Genomic DNA, 15,707 nt, shown 5'->3' with positions numbered 1-15,707 from the left:
GTGGACGGGAGAGGTCGGCTGCGAAAGCAGCCGGGTGAGGGTGGCGGCACCGACTTTGGGCATCACGCCGCCTCCGCGAGCCGCTGCGCAGCGCGCTGGGCGAGCGCATGAGCGGCGGCAACGGTTGCACTGAGACGGTCGGATGCCGGCGGCTCGACCGGCGCGGGCTCCGGCGCCTTCGGCGCTGCGCGCGTCTCGAGCGACCTCGTCGATTCCACGATTTTCGTGATCCGGCTGACGACGCCCTCCCCGGCCTCGACCTGCGCGGACAGATCCGCCGCATAGCGCTCGGCCGTGAGCAGGCGATCGGCGAGCGTGCGATCGCATTCTGACAATGTCGTGCGCAGCCCCGCGATCGCGCGCTCCGCGGTTTCAGTGGCAATCATCAGTTCGCTAATCGTACGGCGCATCGCGTCCTCGTCGCTCTTCAGCCTCGCGATGCGTTGGCTCAAGCGGAGGGACGTCACGATCGTTGCCGCGAGGAGGATCGCGACGAGGCTATCTGCAATGATCGAAAAAAACGGGCTCATCGTATTCAGGCATCTTTCCTGCTCAGGCCGGCCTCGAAGGCTGCGAGCGTGGTGCGGGATTGGCGCAGAGGTCTGGTGATCTGGATCGCGATCTTGTCGTCGATCCGGCCTGTCCTCCCCTGGGTCAGCGTCCAGTCTCCGCAACGGAGCGTGACGAGATCGTTCGGGCGGGCGTTCAACATCAGCGTGTCGCCGACCTTGAGCGACAGCACCTGACGCAAAGGCATGCGCATTTCCTGCAGCACCGCCTCGACGGCGACATCCGCCTGCCAGATTTCGGTTGCGAGCGGAGCTTCCCAGAGGCGGTCCCGCCCGAGCTTCTCGCCCATGAAGCTCTGCAGCAGCAACTCGCGGATCGGCTCGATCATCGCGTAGGGCAGAAGAATCTGCAGGATTCCGCCCCGCCCTTCCATGTCGAGGCGCAACGTGACGAGGATGGCCGCATTCGCGGGCCGCATGATGGTGGCGAAGCGCGGGTTCGTTTCCATCCGGTCGACGACGAACTTCACCGGCGAGAGCGGCTGGAACGAGAGCGCCGCGTCGCCAAGGACGATCTCGACCATGCGCTTGATGAGCTGCGTCTCGATCGCCGTGAAAGGGCGGCCGTCGAGCCGCGCCGCCGTTCCGCCTCTCCGACCGCCGAGCAGGAGATCAAGAGCCGAATAGGCGAGGCCCGTCTCGACCGTGACGAGGCCCGAATTGTCCCAGCCCTCCGCCTTGAAGACGGCGAGCTGCACCGGAAGCGGCACGGAGTTCAAGTAATCGCCGAACCGGACGGAGGCGATGCCGTCGAGGGTGACCTCGACGTTGTCCTGGAAGAAGTTGCGCAGGCTCGTCGAGAGCAGCCGGACCATCCTGTCGAAGATGATCTCGAGCATCGGCAGGCGCTCATACGAGATGACGCCCGAGTCGACGAGAGCGCGGATTCCTCCTGCTCCGGAGGCCGATAGCTCATGAAGCGAAAAGCCGACGAGCTGATCGATCTCGTCCTGGTTGAGGATGCGATCCGCGCCGGCAAGATCGGGGGCATCCTCATCGATGCCCTCGTCGATCATGTTCGCCCACTCGGCCGCCATGCTGCTGACCGAAGAGGTGGCGCCCTGCTCGGCGAGAGCAGCCCCCCACTCGTCGGCCAGCTCGGAATTGGCATCTGCACGCCCATTCTGCTCCGCAAGCGCGGCGCCCCAGGCGTCGTCACCGGTTGCAGCGCCCGCCGATTGTTCGGCGAGCGCCTGCGCCCATGCGTCGTCCAGCGTCTTATCGTTCTGATCGGACATTTGCCTGTCTGCCTATTGGAGCACGACGTCCTTGAAGAGGACTGCGTCGACCTTTGCGGGATGAACGGCCATGTTCACGCGGCGCAGCAGCTCTTCGCGCAGACGATAGACGCCGGAGGAGCCCTCGAGGTCGTTCGCGCGCAACTCGCGAACGAAGACCTGGAACGTATCCTCGATTCTCGGCAGAAGCGGCTGGATGTCTTTGATGGACTCTTGGTCGTTGACCTCCAGCGTCACGCGAAACTTGAGATAACGCTGCGGCGCGTTCGGCTCAGGAGCGAGATTGATCGTCATTTCGCGGATATCGAGGAATGCTGTCGGCTTCGCCCTCGCGGCAGCGTCCTCCTGCCGGGAAGAGCCGTTCAGAAAGAAGTATCCGCCTCCCGCCGCAGCAAGGATCACGACGAGACCGGCTGCCCCAAGCAGCAATTTGTGCGCGCCCTTCTTCGGTTCCGGAGCGGCCGCAGAAGCGTCCGCCTCACCCGCAATCTCTTTCTTGGGCTTCTTCGCCATTATCGTTCCCGATCAGGAGGAGTGATCGAGGCGGATCTTTCGTGGAAGACGGTTAATGCCCCGTTAAGGCGGCAATTTCTGCCGGGTCGATCCTGCCCACCGGATCTCCGCGCCCGTCTCTGACCATGTCGCCTCTCATGGTTAACGCATTGTTCCCGATGAGGGTTTTCGCTCCATGCCGCGTTGGCACGGTCCATGCGGAGAGAGCCTTGCCGGATCCGCGCTGGGGAGCGTCGGGGACCGGCGGGGAATCAGCAGGAGCGGTTCATGGAAAACGCGCTTCTCATCGGGCTATCGCGCCAGACCGCGCTGGCCCGTGAGCTCGACGTTATCGCGAACAACGTGGCGAATGTCACGACCAACGGATTCAAGGCGCGTGATGCGCGCTTTCGCGAATACCTGATGCCGGTGGCTCAGGCGAACGCGTTTCCCTTGCCCGATCGGCGGCTCTCCTACGTGATCGATGCGGATACGCCGCTCGACATGTCGGCCGGCGCGATCGAGCCGACCGGGAATCCGTTGCACGCTGCTATCCGCGGCGATGCCTTCTTCGCCGTGCAGACGCCGGCAGGAGAGCGCTACACACGCAATGGAGCCTTCGAGATCGACAACGAGGGCCGCCTCGTCACGAGCGACGGCCATCTCGTCCTCGGGCAGAGCGGCCCGATCACCATCGGACCGGAGGAAACCGGTGTCTCGATCGCGCCCGATGGCGCTCTCCTGACGAGCCAGGGCGAGCGCGGCCGCATCCGGCTCGTTCGATTCGAGCAGCCGCAGGCGCTCGAGAATGTCGGCGCCAATCTTTTCACGAGCAGCGGGCCGCCTCAAGTCGCCACGGCGGCGCGCGTCGAAGGGGGCGCGCTCGAGCGATCGAACGTCAAGGCCGTGCTCGAGATGAGCCGCCTCATGGACGTCAACCGCGCCTATACGAGCCTCTCCTCGATGCTCAGCCGCATGGATGAATTGCAGCGCCAGGCGATCTCCCGCCTGGCCGATACCAACGCCTGACGATCGGAACAGAACGATGCGTGCCCTGCATACTGCCGCAACCGGCATGATGGCCCAGGAACTCAATGTCCAGGTCATTTCGAACAACATCGCGAACCTGCGCACGACCGGCTACAAGCGCCAGCAGGCGCATTTCCAGGATCTCCTCTACGAGACCTTCCGGCGCTCCGGCAGCGCGACGTCGGATCAGAACACGCAAGTGCCGGCGGGAATCGAGATTGGCTCCGGCGTCAAGACGGCGGCGACCGCACGCGTCATGACTCAAGGGAATCTCACCGCGACCGAGAAGGAATACGACGTCGCGATCCGCGGCGACGGGCTCTTCCGCATTCGTCTGCCGGACGGGCGCACCGCCTATACCCGTGACGGCTCCTTCGATCTCGATGCGCAGGGACAGATCGTGACCCGCGACGGGTATCTTCTGGATCCCGGCATCACGGTTCCCCAGAACGCGTCCAAGGTCAGCATCGGGGCGAACGGCACGGTCGAGGTGACCGTTCCCGGTCAGGTCGAGCCGCAGGAGCTCGGCCAGATCCAGCTCGCCCGCTTCATCAACAAGACCGGCCTCGAATCGATCGGCGACAACCTGTTCCTCGAGACGCCCGCTTCCGGGCCGGCGATCGACGGCAATCCGGGCACGGAGGGATTCGGCACGCTCCAGCAGACCTATCTCGAAGAGGCCAACGTGAACGCCGTCACTGAGATCTCGTCGCTGATCTCCGCACAGCGCGCCTACGAGATGAACGCGCGGATCATCACCGCGGCGGATCAGATGCTCTCCTCGACGACCCAGATGTTCCGCGGCTGAGGAGGCGCTTGATGAAACGTCACCTCTCGTTCGCCCACGGCAGCATCCCGTGCGTCACCCGCTGCATGCTGCTGCGCGCCGGCTTCGTGCTGGCCGTGTTCTCCTGCCTGCTCCTGCCGGCTGCGGCAGCGGGTCCGTTCGCCCTGCGCGGCGACGTGTCGGTCTCGTTGGACGTCGTGACGCTCGGCGACCTCGTCGACGGCCTCCCTGCCGCTGAGGCGGCACGTCCGGTCTTCAGGGCCCCGGCGCTCGGCGAAACCGGGACGATCCAGGTTCCCCGCATTCTCGAGGCTGCGCAGGCGGCCGGACTGTCCCGCATCGAATCGGCCGGGCGGGACCAGGTGACCGTCACCCGCGCCGCCCGGCGCGTCCCGCAGGACGAGATCGAGAAGGTGGTGCGACGCGCGCTCGAGGAAAACCTTGACCTCGATCTCCGGTCGATTGCCATCGTCTTCGAGGGCGCACCGTCGCTGATCCTGCCGCCCGACCTAACAGCACCATTGGCCGTCGAGGAGCTCAGGCACGACCACCGGACCCGCCGCCTTTCCGCGCTCGTCTCCGCCGGGGGAAAGCCCGGAGACCGCCCGGCATCGCTCCGCGTGGCCGGAGCCCTCGTTGAGATCGTGGAGGTCGCGGTCCTCAACCGCAGCCTCCGGCGCGGTGAGACCGTCGAAGCAGGCGACATCTCGGTCGAGCGTCGGCCGCGTGGCTCGGTTCCGGCCGATGCCCAGGAGGATGCAACGCAGCTCATCGGACGGGAGGCGCGCCGGGCACTCAGTGCCGGCTCCCTGGTGCGGCAGGGAGACCTGATCCGGCCGGAGCTCGTCGCGCGCGGCGATCTCGTGACCATCGTCTACCAGGGCCCGGGCCTCATGCTCACCTTGCGGGGCCGGGCCACGCAGAGCGGCGCCCTCGGCGACACGATCTCGGTCGTAAATCAGCAATCCAAGAAGGTCCTGCAGGTGAGCGTGAGCGGCCCGGGCACGGTGTCCGTCGCCCCGGCGGCGCCGACAGCCCTGGCATCCGCGGCCGGTTATCCGTGAAGAGGTTCACCCCCATGATCCGCCAATCCCGCCTTTCGAGGCTTCTCCTCGTCGCGCTCGCGGCCGCACCGCTCGGCGCCTGCGGCGCGGCGGACCGGCTCGCACAGGTCGGCAAGGCCCCTGCTCTCTCCGCCATCGAGGACCCGACGGCCCAGCCCGGCTACCGGCCGGTGCGCCTGCCGATGCCCGATCCGGAACCCGTTGCCTATTCGTCGAACTCCCTCTGGCGCAAGGGCTCCCGGGCCTTCTTCAAGGACCAGCGCGCCGCCCGGATTGGCGACATCATGACGGTGCGGGTCCGGGTGACCGACCGTGCCCAGCTCGACAACCAGACCCAGCGCTCCCGCAAGAACGACGAGCACTTCGGCACCGAGAACCTGTTCGGGTTCGAGACCCAGTACGGAAAGCTCCTGCCCGACGACGCGCGCGCCGAGGCCCTTCTCAATGCCGAGTCGAAATCGAACAGCCACGGCGCAGGCTCGGTTCGCCGCTCCGAGCAGCTCGCGACGAATGTCGCCGCCGTGGTCACCCAGGTTCTCCCGAACGGCAACCTGGTGATCGAGGGCAAGCAGGAGATCCGGGTGAACTTCGAGGTGCGGGAACTGATCGTGGCCGGTGTCGTGCGCCCCGAGGACATCGAGGCCGACAACACGATCGACTCGACGAAGATCGCCCAGGCGCGGATCGCCTATGGCGGCCGCGGCCAGATCACGGATGTGCAGCAGCCGCGCTACGGGCAGCAGGTCATGGACATCGTGCTGCCGTTCTGACCGGGATCGAAACCGTCGCGGATGGTTCCCCGAGCGGCCGGCACGCTCCCCATTGGGCCGGCCGTTCGAAAGCGGCTCCGGTGCTCCTGGCCGGAGCCGCACTTTTTTCAGCAGATACAAAAAGAGCCCCGAAAGGGCCCGCAAATTTCAGTCGTCTCGATAAACGCGCTCGTTGCGCTCGTGCCGTTCTTGCGCCTCCAGCGAGAGGGTCGCAATCGGCCGAGCCTCGAGGCGTTTGAGCGAGATCGGCTCGCCCGTCTCCTCGCAATATCCGTAGCTTCCTTCGTCGATCCGGGAGAGTGCCGAATCGATCTTCGCGATCAGCTTGCGCTGACGGTCCCGCGCCCGGAGCTCGATGGCCCGGTCCGTTTCGGACGAGGCGCGATCGGCCAGGTCGGGATGGTTCTCGTTCTCGTTCTGCAACGTGGCAAGGGTATCCTGTGCCTCGCGGAGGATCTCTCCCTTCCAGTGAATGAGCTTGCGGCGGAAATACTCCCGCTGACGCTCGTTCATGAAGGCTTCTTCCTCCGTCGGCCGGTAACCCTCGTCGATCATGATCTTCATCATGTAGGCCGTTATTCCCTCGGGCATTTCCTCCGACAGGCGGTCCCGGCTGCCGGCTACTCATTGGTTTCGTTCTGGCGTCCGAACGAGGCACCTTGAAAAGGCCCCGCCCGGGCCGCGAGGACCTTTGGGGCCCCTATATCCTGACGTGACGCCTCCGACAACGCGTTTCAGGTTCATCGAATTGTCTAATTTACCAATGAACCGATCAGGCTCAGTACTCCCGTAGGCGGATGCCGGCGCCCTTGAATGGTGGGCGAATCAGGGTACGGAGCCGCCTGCGCACCCGGTCAAACATCCCGGCCCGCGTGTCATGCGGCTGGGTTGGGGCGGCCCGGGCGAACGGGTGCGCAAAGCGGCTCAGAACTGGAAGTAGATGAATTCGTAGTTCGTCTCGTCCCCGAGCTTGAAGAGGATGAGGACGAAAGCAACCGCAAAGAGAGCCGCGATCCAGGGGCGCGGACGGATGCGGTGCACGAGCTCCCAAGCCGTCGGCCCGGCCAGGGAGATCAGGGCCGCGATGGCGATCATCCGCCACTTGAAGGCGTCACCCTCGGGCCCGAGGCCGAGGAGGCCGGCATAGACCCGCAGCGCCGCGTCGAACGATGTCGCGCGGAACAGCACCCACGTCATGATGACGAACAGGAAGGTGCAGCCCCAGCCAACCAGCGGCGGCATCCATAGCTTCGCCCGCCGCCAGAGCAGGCCCGCGGCGAGTCCGAGCCCATGGGCAAGCCCCCAGGCCACGAAGGTCAGCCCAGCCCCGTGCCAGAGGCCGCCCAGCGTCATCGTCGCCAGAAGAGCACCTACCTGGACCGCGAGACCGTGCCGGTTGCCGCCGAGCGGAATGTAGAGATAGTCGCGCAGGAACCGCGATAGGGTCATGTGCCAGCGGCGCCAGAAATCCTGCAGGGACGTCGCGCGATACGGAACCTGAAAGTTCTGCGGCAGGACCACGCCGAACAGGAGCGCGATCCCGAGGGCCATGTCGGTGTAGCCCGAGAAATCGAAGTAGATCTGGAAGGTGAAGCCGAGCGTCGCCTGCCAGGCAGCCCCCGCCGCGACGGGCGCCCCCTGGGCCGCGGCATCAAAGACCGGGTTCACGTAGCCCGCGAGTTCGTCCCCGATCGCGACCTTCTTCACGAGCCCGATCACGAGGAGCATGAGCCCTCGTGCGAACCGCTCGTAGCGGTCCCGCTGCAGCCAGGGCCGCTCGTCGAGCTGGTGCATGATCTCGCTCCAGCGCACGAGCGGGCCGGCGAGAACCTGCGGGAAGAAGGCGATGTAGAGCCCGTAGCGCACGAGATTGTAGCGCGGCGCTTTCCCCGCCCGCAGATCCGTGAGGTACATGATGTGATGGAACGTGAAGAACGAGATCCCGAGCGGAAGCGCGAGCTCCGGCCGCGGCAGGGACAGGCCCGGAGCCAGGTTGAGGAGGTCCGCGAAGAAGCCGGCATATTTGAACAGGCCGAGCACCGCGAGATTGGCGGCGATCGCAGCCGTGATGAGAACCGCGCGATGCGAGCGGCGGAATAGCTCGGCAATCAGCCAGTTGAGCAGGATCGAGGATGCGAGGAGCGGCAGGAACCGCCAGTCCCAGTAGCCGTAGAAGACGAAGGAGAGCGCGAGCAGCAGGGGCAGGCGCCATTCCGGCCGGTAGCGCACCACGAGAGCGTGGAGGGCAAGCGCGGCCGGCAGGAAGGCCAGGAGAAAGATGAAAGAGTTGAACAGCATCGCGATGGCACGGGGCAGCCGCTTCGAACCGGGCCGCCCGGCGCTGACGGGTCGAGGCCGGGCCGGCTCAGCACCGGTTCAAGCGCCGCCGGAGGGCCGGCGCTGAAAGCTCTCGCTGATCAGCGCCACCCCGGTGGGTGGGGCGCTCATGCGGGAAGGCCCCGGCCTCGTCAAGCGCGGCGGCGCTCGAGCTTGGCGAGCTCGACCTGGGCCCGCAACTCGATCTGCGCGAGAACCTCGTCCAGACCTTCGTCGCCGCTCGCCTCGCGGGCGGTCGCGAGCTGCCGCGCGAGGCCGTGCAGGCTCGCGGCATCGACACGGCCCGCGAGCAGTCCGGCCTTCAGCTTGTCGAGACGATCGAGGAGGTCGTGACCGCGGCGCAGCGACAGCCGCCGTCGGTCTCCGGCCTCGTCGGACTGGAGGGCGAGCAGCGCGCCGATCGAAGCGAGCGATGCGGCCGCCTGGACGTTGACCGGCGTCTGCGCGGTAGCGGCGCGGCCGAGCGTGAACCGCGCAGACGCCGACGCACGGGTGGACGACGCAGCGGGAAGGCTCGGGGAATATCTCGGATCGACACGCATCATGGCTCTACGGGACGACGATCGTTCGTCGTGGTTAAGGCGGGGTAAACCTGCGGCAGTTTCTGCCGGGTGAGCCCGGCGAGCTTTGCCGGTCGGGCGCTTTGCGCCGGGCTGTGATGTGCCTGAATTATCAGCTTTTTCAGTGGGTTGGCATATCCTCGTCCTGCTGGCACGCGTCTCGCACGGAGACCTCCGGAAAGGACGGTTTCATGCAAGTGTTCCGGAAATCCCTGCGGACCCTGGTGGCGATCGGATTGGCTGTCTCGGCTGGCCTCCTGCCGGCCGGGCCCGCTGCCGCGCTCTCGCGGATCAAGGATCTCGCCAATGTCGAGGGCGTGCGCCAGAACCAGCTCGTCGGATACGGACTCGTCGTCGGCCTCAATGGCACGGGCGACACGCTCAACAACACGCCGTTCACGAAGCAGTCCCTGCAGGCGATGCTCGAGCGCCTCGGCGTCAATATCCGCGGAGCGAACCTGCGCACCGCGAACGTCGCGGCCGTGATGGTGACGGCCAACCTGCCGGCCTTCTCGACCCAGGGCACCCGCCTCGACGTCACCGTCTCGGCGCTCGGCGATGCCAAGTCGCTGCAAGGCGGCACGCTGCTCGTCACGCCGCTCATGGGCGCAGATGGCGAGGTCTATGCGGTGGCCCAGGGCTCCGTGGCGATCGCCGGCTTCCAGGCCGAAGGTGCCGCCGCGAGCATCACGCGCGGCGTGCCGACGGTCGGCCGCATTGCGAATGGCGCGCTCATCGAGCGCGAGGTCGAGTTCAAGCTCAACGCGCAGAAGCATCTGCGCCTCTCGCTTCGCAATCCCGATCTCACGACGGCGCGCCGGATCGCGGCCGCGATCAACGACTACATGGGCGCCGACACGGCCGAGCCGACGGACCCCTCGACGGTCGCGATCCTCATCCCCCCGAAATATCGCGGCAACATGATCCAGCTCCTCACCGAGGTGGAGCAGTTGCGCGTCGAGCCGGACCAGACCGCCCGCATCGTGATCGACGAGCGCTCTGGCATCATCGTGATGGGCAAGGACGTACGCGTGTCGACCGTCGCCGTCGCCCAGGGCAACCTGACCGTGACGATCTCGGAGCAGCCGCAGGTCAGCCAGCCGAGCCCGCTCTCGAACGGGGTCACCACCGTCGTGCCGCGCACGGGCGTGAGGGTCGATGCCGGAGAGGCCAACAAGCTCGCCCTCGTCCGCCAGGGCGTCAGCCTGCGCGAGCTGGTCGACGGCTTGAATGCGCTCGGGATCGGCCCGCGCGACCTCATCGCAATCCTGCAGGCCATCAAGGCCTCCGGTGCGCTGCAGGCCGACATCGAGGTGATGTGATGACCTCCCCTGCCCTTCTCTCGATCCAATCGGCCGCACAGACCGCCGGCGCGAAGCCACTCTCCGGCCTGGAGGCCAAGGCACGCAGGACCGCCGAGGATTTCGAGACGATGTTCCTCGAGCTGACCCTCGACCAGGTCTTCTCGTCTGGAGGCCAGGAAGGACCGCTCGGCGAGAACGGCACGGGCGGTGGCGTCTATCGGTCGATGCTCGTGAAGGAATATGCCGGCCTCGTCGTGCGCAGCGGCGGAGTCGGGATCGGCGATCAGGTCTATCGGGAAATTCTGCGCATGCAGGAGAATCGCCAATGAGCGCCGCTCAGAAAATCTCAGTCACCGATCGCGACGGCGCGGCGCACCTCGTCGAGGATGTCCTTGCCGCGATGGAAGACCTGAAGGCGGTGCTCGAAGCCGAAACCGGGCTGGTCCGGGTCGGACGCTTCCGCGACGGGCTCAGCCAGGACGGCCGCAAGAGCGAGCTCTCTGCCGCTTATCTTCGGGGTCTCGAAGCCATCAAGGCGAATGCCGTCGCGATCGCACGACTTGTTCCGGATCTCGTTCCCGCATTCCGGGACGCGCATGCCGACCTCCACCGCGTCGTCGAGATGAACCAGACGGTACTCGCCACGGCACGCGCCGTGTCGGAAAGCGTCATGAAGGGCATCGCGGAGGAACTCGACCGGCACACGAAGCCGACGATCTACGCACCCGCGGGAGCCGCACCGCGCCGCCAGGGACAGGCGCGCAGTGAGCCGCTGGTGATGTCGAAGCAGTTATGAAGACCGGGGCGACGAGCAGAATCGTGTTGATTCGACTCGTTCGGCAAGGCGCCGGTTAACTCTTTCTTTAAACCCGGGATTCACGCGCCCGGCGTAATCTCTGACAGGCAGCCAGAAGGCTATTCAGTCAGGGCCCTCCGCCATGGACAGCGGCAGCATCTCCAAACCGTTTTCCGCCGCAGTGCTGAACGCACCGCAACGGATCGAACCTCTCGCGAGCGTCGGGGCCGTCAAGACGGAGCTTCCTCCGGAAGAATCCGTGCAGCAGGTCGCCGAGACCGCGGCCGTGCAGCTTACGCCGTCCGAAGGCGCTATGCGTCACGCGAGGCTTGAGCAGGCTCTCCAGCGCACGATCGAGAAGCGTCTCGTGGACGACCCGCGCTCGCGCGAGCCCGTGCAGCAGAGCGTCGATGCGGAGACCGGACGCGTCGTGCGGCAGGTGCCAGATGAAGCGCTGCTGCGCATTCGGGCTTACGTGCAGGAGATGAGTGAGACTGCAGGCGGGCGTGGACCGCATACGCATAAGCGCGCGTGAGAGCGTTCGTGTTGTCAGAAGACTTTCTGCTTACTCGTTAACGTCGGCGCTGCCACCCTCACCCGCCGCCCTACGGGCGTCGACCTCTCCCACCAAGGGAGAGGCGAAGCGGCGGCAGCCCGCACGTCACCTCTCCCCTTGTGGGAGAGGTCGGCTGCGCAGAAGCCGGGTGAGGGGTGAACCACTGCGCCCTCCATACGAGCATACACAATCGCTGCGCACGAGACTTCACCTTTCATTCACCACATTGCCAACACCGAAGCAATTCCCTCTGCATCCGCAGTCCGCTTCACCGCTTGTTAGCACGTAACCAGCCAATCTCCCCCTGCTCCGGACAGGAAGTCTGGAGTGTCCAGAAGGACTTCATACCAGAAAGGTATCTCTTATGAGCTCGATCACGCTCTCGGCTGGCGTTCGCCAGAACCTCGCCTCGCTGCAGGCCACCTCCGCACTGCAGTCCCTAACCCAGAACCGTCTCGCGACCGGCAAGAAGGTCAACTCCGCTCTCGACAATCCGACCAGCTTCTTCACGGCCTCCGGTCTCAGCAACCGGGCCGGTGACCTCAGCAAGCTGCTTGACACCATGGGTCAGGCAGTCAAGACGCTCGAGGCGGCTGACAAGGGAATCAAGGCGATCTCGAAGCTGGTCGAGAACGCGCAGTCCCTCGCTAACCAGGCAAAGGCTACGACCGAGGCCAAGGAAGCTCAGGCCGTTGGTGCTGCGGTTTCCGCCAGCGTAACGGGCAATGTTGACTTGTCCAGCTTTACCTCAACCGCCGGTACCTTGACTGTCACGGTTGATGGGGTTGACCGGAACATCAGTATTACCGCGGGTCAGGACGGAACTACGACCGCACAACAAATCGATACGGCTTTGAATGCCTACGGTGTTGATGCTACGCTCGACGGAAACAATCTGAAACTCACCGCACAAGCCGCGGGTGCGTCGAAGACCATTGCCGTGAAAGCTGGAGGCTTGTCAACTGCTCTGTTCGGCACGACGACCGACGTTGCCGGCAAGGATGAAGTGACCGTAGCGCAGGACGCCGTCTCCCCAGACGCCTCTCGCTCAAAGCTGGCGACAGACTTTGCAGAAATCCGCAAGCAGATCGACCAGCTGGTTAAGGACTCCGGCTATAACGGTATTAACCTTCTCGCCGGCGACGGACTGAAGGTCACCTTCAACGAGAAGGGTGACAGCGAACTCAATATCACCGGCAAGCCGTCTGACACTTCGGCGAGTGGCCTCAATATCCGCGCTGCTAGCAATAGCTGGGCGACCAACACGGACGTTCAGGCGGCACTCGATGATCTTAAGGCCGCGACCGATACGCTCCGCAGTTCGGCAGCGTCGTTCGGTGCCAGCCTGTCGATTGTACAGAACCGTCAGGACTTCACCCGCGGGATGATCGACACTCTTAACAACGGCGCTGACGAACTAACCAATGCCGACATGAACCAGGAAGCTGCGAACCTGCTGGCGCTTAATACCCGCGCTCAGCTGGCGAACTCGGCTCTCGCGATGGCGGCACAACAGGAACAGGGCATTCTCCGCCTCTTCTGATAGAGGATTGATCAGACTCAATCCAGAAGGATCCCACAGAAGGGCCCCGCAAGGGGCTCTTTTTTATGCGTCCCTTCCCGCCGTTAAACCTTCATTAGGGTTAATCCGCCACTCTCCCCTCCGGAACGTGGCAGAGTCCACGCAGTGAAGGAATGCGCAATGGCCGATATCGCCCTCTCGCAAGGCGTCCGTCAGAACCTCCTCGCGATGCAGAAGACGGTCGACCTAATGGCTCGAACCCAGAATCGCCTCGCCACTGGCAAAAAGGTCAATTCGGCACTCGATAACCCGACCAGCTACTTCGTCTCCGCTGGACTCGAAAACCGTGCGAACGATCTTTCACGCCTCCTGGATAGCATGGGGCTGGGGATCAAGACCCTCGAGGCAGCTGATAACGGCATCAAGGCGCTCAAGAAGTTGATCGAGACGGCGCAGGCCACCGCGCGGCAAGCACTTCAGGCAGCCTCGAGCACGCCCAGGCTGAACAGCGTCAAGACCGCAATCGTTCCTGGAACTCTGCTCACCGCGGCCGAAGGCGGCGCTTTCGAAGCCGGTAATACAATTTCGATCACACTCGACAGCACTACGCCAGCGCCGATGGCAATCCCGTTCCCCGTCACTGCAACATCGACAGTCGAGGAGCTCGCCGACAAGATCAACGCCGACCTAGGCCTAAATCCAGCTAACAAAGCTCCTCGGGTCCACGCAACCGTCGAGAATGGTCGCCTCGTTATCGAATCTCTCACTGGCGACCAAATTACGTTGACAGCGGCGGACGGCACCGGAACCACCACTGGAAAGGCTGCGGCTGGCGCAGCCAATCTTTTTGGGCCGACCACGCCGGCTGGTACCTATGTGATCGCCGGAGCGATAAACTCGATCCGGCAGTCTCTCGCCGAGCAGTTCGAGGGCCTCAAGGCTCAAATGGACCAGCTCGTCAAGGACACTGGCTACAACGGTGTGAATCTTCTAAATGGCGACACCCTGAAGGTCCTGTTCAACGAGAATAACACGACTTTCATCGATATTGCAGGCGTCGTCTTCAACTCGCTTGGTCTTGGTCTCTCCCCTCTACTCAATGGTGACTCTGCGGACACTCCTTATGACTGGCAGTCCGACACAGAGATCAAGGAAGCTCTTTCCAAGCTTGATACAGCTTTGAACCGGGTTCGCTCCCAGGCTTCGAATTTTGGATCAAACCTTATCGTTCTCCAGACGCGCCAGGATTTCACGAAACAATCGATCGCAACACTGAACGGTGGTTCTGACCTTCTTGTCCTCGCAGACACGAGCGAGGAAGGTGCGAACCTGCTTGCACTGCAGACCCGCCAGCAGCTCTCTACTCAGGCGCTCTCGTTGGCTGCACAGACCGATCAGGCAGTGCTGCGTCTCTTCGGTTAAGACCGTGGCGAGGCGCACCTGCATCGAATACCCAGTCCAAGGAGTGGACCCATGGCGCTTAAAGTTGAACTGAAGCCGGATGAGCGGATCATCATCGGCAACGCGGTGATCCGGAACGGCGATCACCGCACGCGTTTCTTCATCGAGGGCGACGCCCCGATTCTGCGTGAGAAGGATATCCTGACCGCCGGCACAGCGGAAACGCCGGCGCAGAAGATCTATCTTGCGGTGCAGCTCATGTATCTCAAGAATGATCTCTCGTCCCACAACGAGATCTATTTTCCGCTCGTGCGCGATTTTCTAGCGGCCGCGCCCAGCGCCATGCCGCTTGTCGCGGATATCAATAACCGCATTTTAAGCGGCGACCTCTATAAGGCTCTGCGCGTGGCAAAAAAGCTGATCGCCTACGAACAGGACCTGATCTCAAATGCACTACGCGGCTAGCGCGTATTCCAGGACCGCTCAGACGGGCCAGACACCCCGCGAACTCGAAGCCTCCATCCTGATGAAATCGGCCTCCCGGCTGCAGGGCATCCGGGACGACTGGGCGAACCGCTCCGGCGAGCTCGACGAGGCACTCACCTACAACCGCAAGCTCTGGACGGTGCTCGTCAGCTCCGTCACGCGGCCGGAGAACCCTCTCCCCACTCCGATTAAGCAGAACATGGTCAATCTCGGCCTGTTCATTTTCAATCATACGCTGTCCCTGATGGCGTCGCCGGCGCCGGAGCGGATCGGGATTCTCGTGTCGATCAATCGCGAACTGGCAGCAGGATTGCGCGGAATGGGCGTGCCGGAGGAATCGGCGGCGGCCTGAGCCTCTTGCTCGTCCCGGATGGTGCGCACGATTGTATATGTCGGCGCAGCCACCCCCACCCGCCGCCCTTCGGGCATCGATCTCTCCCATCGAGAGAGAGGCGAACCGGCGCGGCCTGCACATCAACTCGCCCCTCGTGGAGAGGTCGCCCCGAAGGGGCGAGTGAGGGTTGAACCACCGCGCTTTCCTGGTCGAGCACCTCAAAATGAAGGGTGGACGCCGATCTCCTGCTCGTCCGTGTCCTCGGCCAGCTCGCGGGCGAACAGCCGCCGCTCCTCCTCGAAGCTCTTCAGGGCGAGCACGTCCTTCACGAGAACTCGCCTGTGGGTGCCAACCTGCCGGAAGGGAAGCCGGCCCGTGTCCATGCGGTGGTAGACCCAGGGACGAGAGATCCCGAGAACCTTCGCGGCCTGCTCCGGGGACAACGATGCGATGCCGCTTCCA

Annotated in this window: 19 protein-coding genes; 12 read left to right on the top strand and 7 right to left on the bottom strand. The window is 64.4% G+C overall.

The genetic code is table 11. The annotated features are described in order from the left end of the window. Window positions 1–62: 62 nt before the first annotated feature. Genes BN1233_RS35235 through BN1233_RS35225 form a run of 3 tightly spaced genes read right to left on the bottom strand, consistent with a single transcriptional unit; the run spans window position 63 to window position 2,320 of the window. Complete coding sequence (locus tag BN1233_RS35235) at window positions 63–530, bottom strand: DUF6468 domain-containing protein (RefSeq protein ID WP_046868322.1); 468 nt, start codon at window positions 528–530, stop codon at window positions 63–65. A gap of 5 nt (window positions 531–535) precedes the next feature. Continuing rightward, window positions 536–1,807 carry a flagellar motor switch protein FliM gene (fliM, locus tag BN1233_RS35230; RefSeq protein WP_046868321.1) on the bottom strand — a complete coding sequence of 424 codons (1,272 nt, stop codon included), beginning with the start codon at window positions 1,805–1,807 and terminating at the stop codon, window positions 536–538. 12 nt (window positions 1,808–1,819) lie between these two features. Continuing rightward, on the bottom strand, window positions 1,820–2,320 hold the full coding sequence (locus BN1233_RS35225) for a flagellar basal body-associated FliL family protein (protein ID WP_046868320.1): 501 nt from the start codon (window positions 2,318–2,320) through the stop codon (window positions 1,820–1,822). Window positions 2,321–2,587: 267 nt separating this feature from the next. On the opposite strand from BN1233_RS35225, the gene flgF reads away from it, so the two are divergent. The 4 genes from flgF to flgH are packed head-to-tail and all read left to right on the top strand — an operon-like array spanning window position 2,588 to window position 5,949. Continuing rightward, window positions 2,588–3,328 (top strand): flagellar basal-body rod protein FlgF, encoded by a 741-nt coding sequence (gene flgF / locus BN1233_RS35220; RefSeq protein ID WP_046868319.1) that lies wholly within the window; start codon window positions 2,588–2,590, stop codon window positions 3,326–3,328. Window positions 3,329–3,344: 16 nt separating this feature from the next. Continuing rightward, a complete protein-coding gene (flgG, locus tag BN1233_RS35215; RefSeq protein ID WP_046868318.1) occupies window positions 3,345–4,136 on the top strand; it encodes a flagellar basal-body rod protein FlgG in 792 nt (263 codons plus the stop codon). An 11-nt stretch (window positions 4,137–4,147) separates the two neighbouring features. Next, a complete protein-coding gene (gene flgA / locus BN1233_RS35210; protein ID WP_046868317.1) occupies window positions 4,148–5,179 on the top strand; it encodes a flagellar basal body P-ring formation chaperone FlgA in 1,032 nt (343 codons plus the stop codon). Between the two features lie 14 nt (window positions 5,180–5,193). Beyond that, window positions 5,194–5,949 carry a flagellar basal body L-ring protein FlgH gene (gene flgH, locus BN1233_RS35205; protein WP_046868316.1) on the top strand — a complete coding sequence of 252 codons (756 nt, stop codon included), beginning with the start codon at window positions 5,194–5,196 and terminating at the stop codon, window positions 5,947–5,949. Between the two features lie 147 nt (window positions 5,950–6,096). On the opposite strand, the gene dksA is transcribed toward flgH, so the two are convergent. The 3 genes from dksA to BN1233_RS35190 all read right to left on the bottom strand — a co-directional run bounded on the left by dksA (window position 6,097) and on the right by BN1233_RS35190 (window position 8,831). Beyond that, window positions 6,097–6,513, bottom strand: coding sequence for an RNA polymerase-binding protein DksA (dksA, locus tag BN1233_RS35200; RefSeq protein WP_046868428.1), 417 nt, complete (start codon window positions 6,511–6,513; stop codon window positions 6,097–6,099). A gap of 360 nt (window positions 6,514–6,873) precedes the next feature. Then, the gene (locus BN1233_RS35195; RefSeq protein WP_046868315.1) at window positions 6,874–8,247 is read right to left on the bottom strand and encodes an MBOAT family O-acyltransferase; all 1,374 of its coding nucleotides are present in this window, start codon (window positions 8,245–8,247) and stop codon (window positions 6,874–6,876) included. A 170-nt stretch (window positions 8,248–8,417) separates the two neighbouring features. Then, a complete protein-coding gene (locus BN1233_RS35190; protein ID WP_244471015.1) occupies window positions 8,418–8,831 on the bottom strand; it encodes a flagellar assembly protein FliX in 414 nt (137 codons plus the stop codon). A 206-nt stretch (window positions 8,832–9,037) separates the two neighbouring features. On the opposite strand from BN1233_RS35190, the gene BN1233_RS35185 reads away from it, so the two are divergent. From BN1233_RS35185 to flaF, 8 genes are all read left to right on the top strand, one after another. Continuing rightward, a complete protein-coding gene (locus tag BN1233_RS35185; RefSeq protein WP_046868314.1) occupies window positions 9,038–10,168 on the top strand; it encodes a flagellar basal body P-ring protein FlgI in 1,131 nt (376 codons plus the stop codon). Beyond that, entirely contained in the window at window positions 10,168–10,479 is a 312-nt protein-coding gene (locus BN1233_RS35180) for a rod-binding protein (RefSeq protein WP_046868313.1), read from the top strand. The genes BN1233_RS35185 and BN1233_RS35180 overlap by 1 nt, the downstream gene beginning before the upstream one ends. After that, entirely contained in the window at window positions 10,476–10,946 is a 471-nt protein-coding gene (locus BN1233_RS35175; RefSeq protein ID WP_046868312.1) for a hypothetical protein, read from the top strand. The genes BN1233_RS35180 and BN1233_RS35175 overlap by 4 nt, the downstream gene beginning before the upstream one ends. Before the next feature lie 142 nt (window positions 10,947–11,088). After that, window positions 11,089–11,481: a hypothetical protein gene (locus tag BN1233_RS35170; protein WP_046868311.1), complete on the top strand. Its 393-nt coding sequence runs from the start codon at window positions 11,089–11,091 to the stop codon at window positions 11,479–11,481. Window positions 11,482–11,866: 385 nt separating this feature from the next. Further along, window positions 11,867–13,045, top strand: a complete 1,179-nt coding sequence (locus tag BN1233_RS35165; protein WP_046868310.1) for a flagellin N-terminal helical domain-containing protein — start codon at window positions 11,867–11,869, stop codon at window positions 13,043–13,045. A gap of 159 nt (window positions 13,046–13,204) precedes the next feature. Beyond that, window positions 13,205–14,446, top strand: coding sequence for a flagellin N-terminal helical domain-containing protein (locus BN1233_RS35160; RefSeq protein ID WP_046868309.1), 1,242 nt, complete (start codon window positions 13,205–13,207; stop codon window positions 14,444–14,446). Window positions 14,447–14,497: 51 nt separating this feature from the next. Then, entirely contained in the window at window positions 14,498–14,890 is a 393-nt protein-coding gene (flbT, locus tag BN1233_RS35155; protein ID WP_046868308.1) for a flagellar biosynthesis repressor FlbT, read from the top strand. Next, window positions 14,874–15,263: a flagellar biosynthesis regulator FlaF gene (gene flaF / locus BN1233_RS35150; protein ID WP_046868307.1), complete on the top strand. Its 390-nt coding sequence runs from the start codon at window positions 14,874–14,876 to the stop codon at window positions 15,261–15,263. The genes flbT and flaF overlap by 17 nt, the downstream gene beginning before the upstream one ends. Before the next feature lie 200 nt (window positions 15,264–15,463). Here the strand turns inward: flaF and BN1233_RS35145 are convergent. Then, on the bottom strand, window positions 15,464–15,707 hold a 244-nt coding region (locus BN1233_RS35145; protein ID WP_048709929.1), incomplete at its 5' end, for a helix-turn-helix domain-containing protein.

The sequence above is a fragment of the Microvirga massiliensis genome, from assembly GCF_001006805.1.
GTDB lineage: Bacteria > Pseudomonadota > Alphaproteobacteria > Rhizobiales > Beijerinckiaceae > Microvirga > Microvirga massiliensis.
The sequence above is the reverse complement of the archived record's forward strand: the minus strand, read 5'-3'. Positions and strand labels throughout refer to the sequence as shown.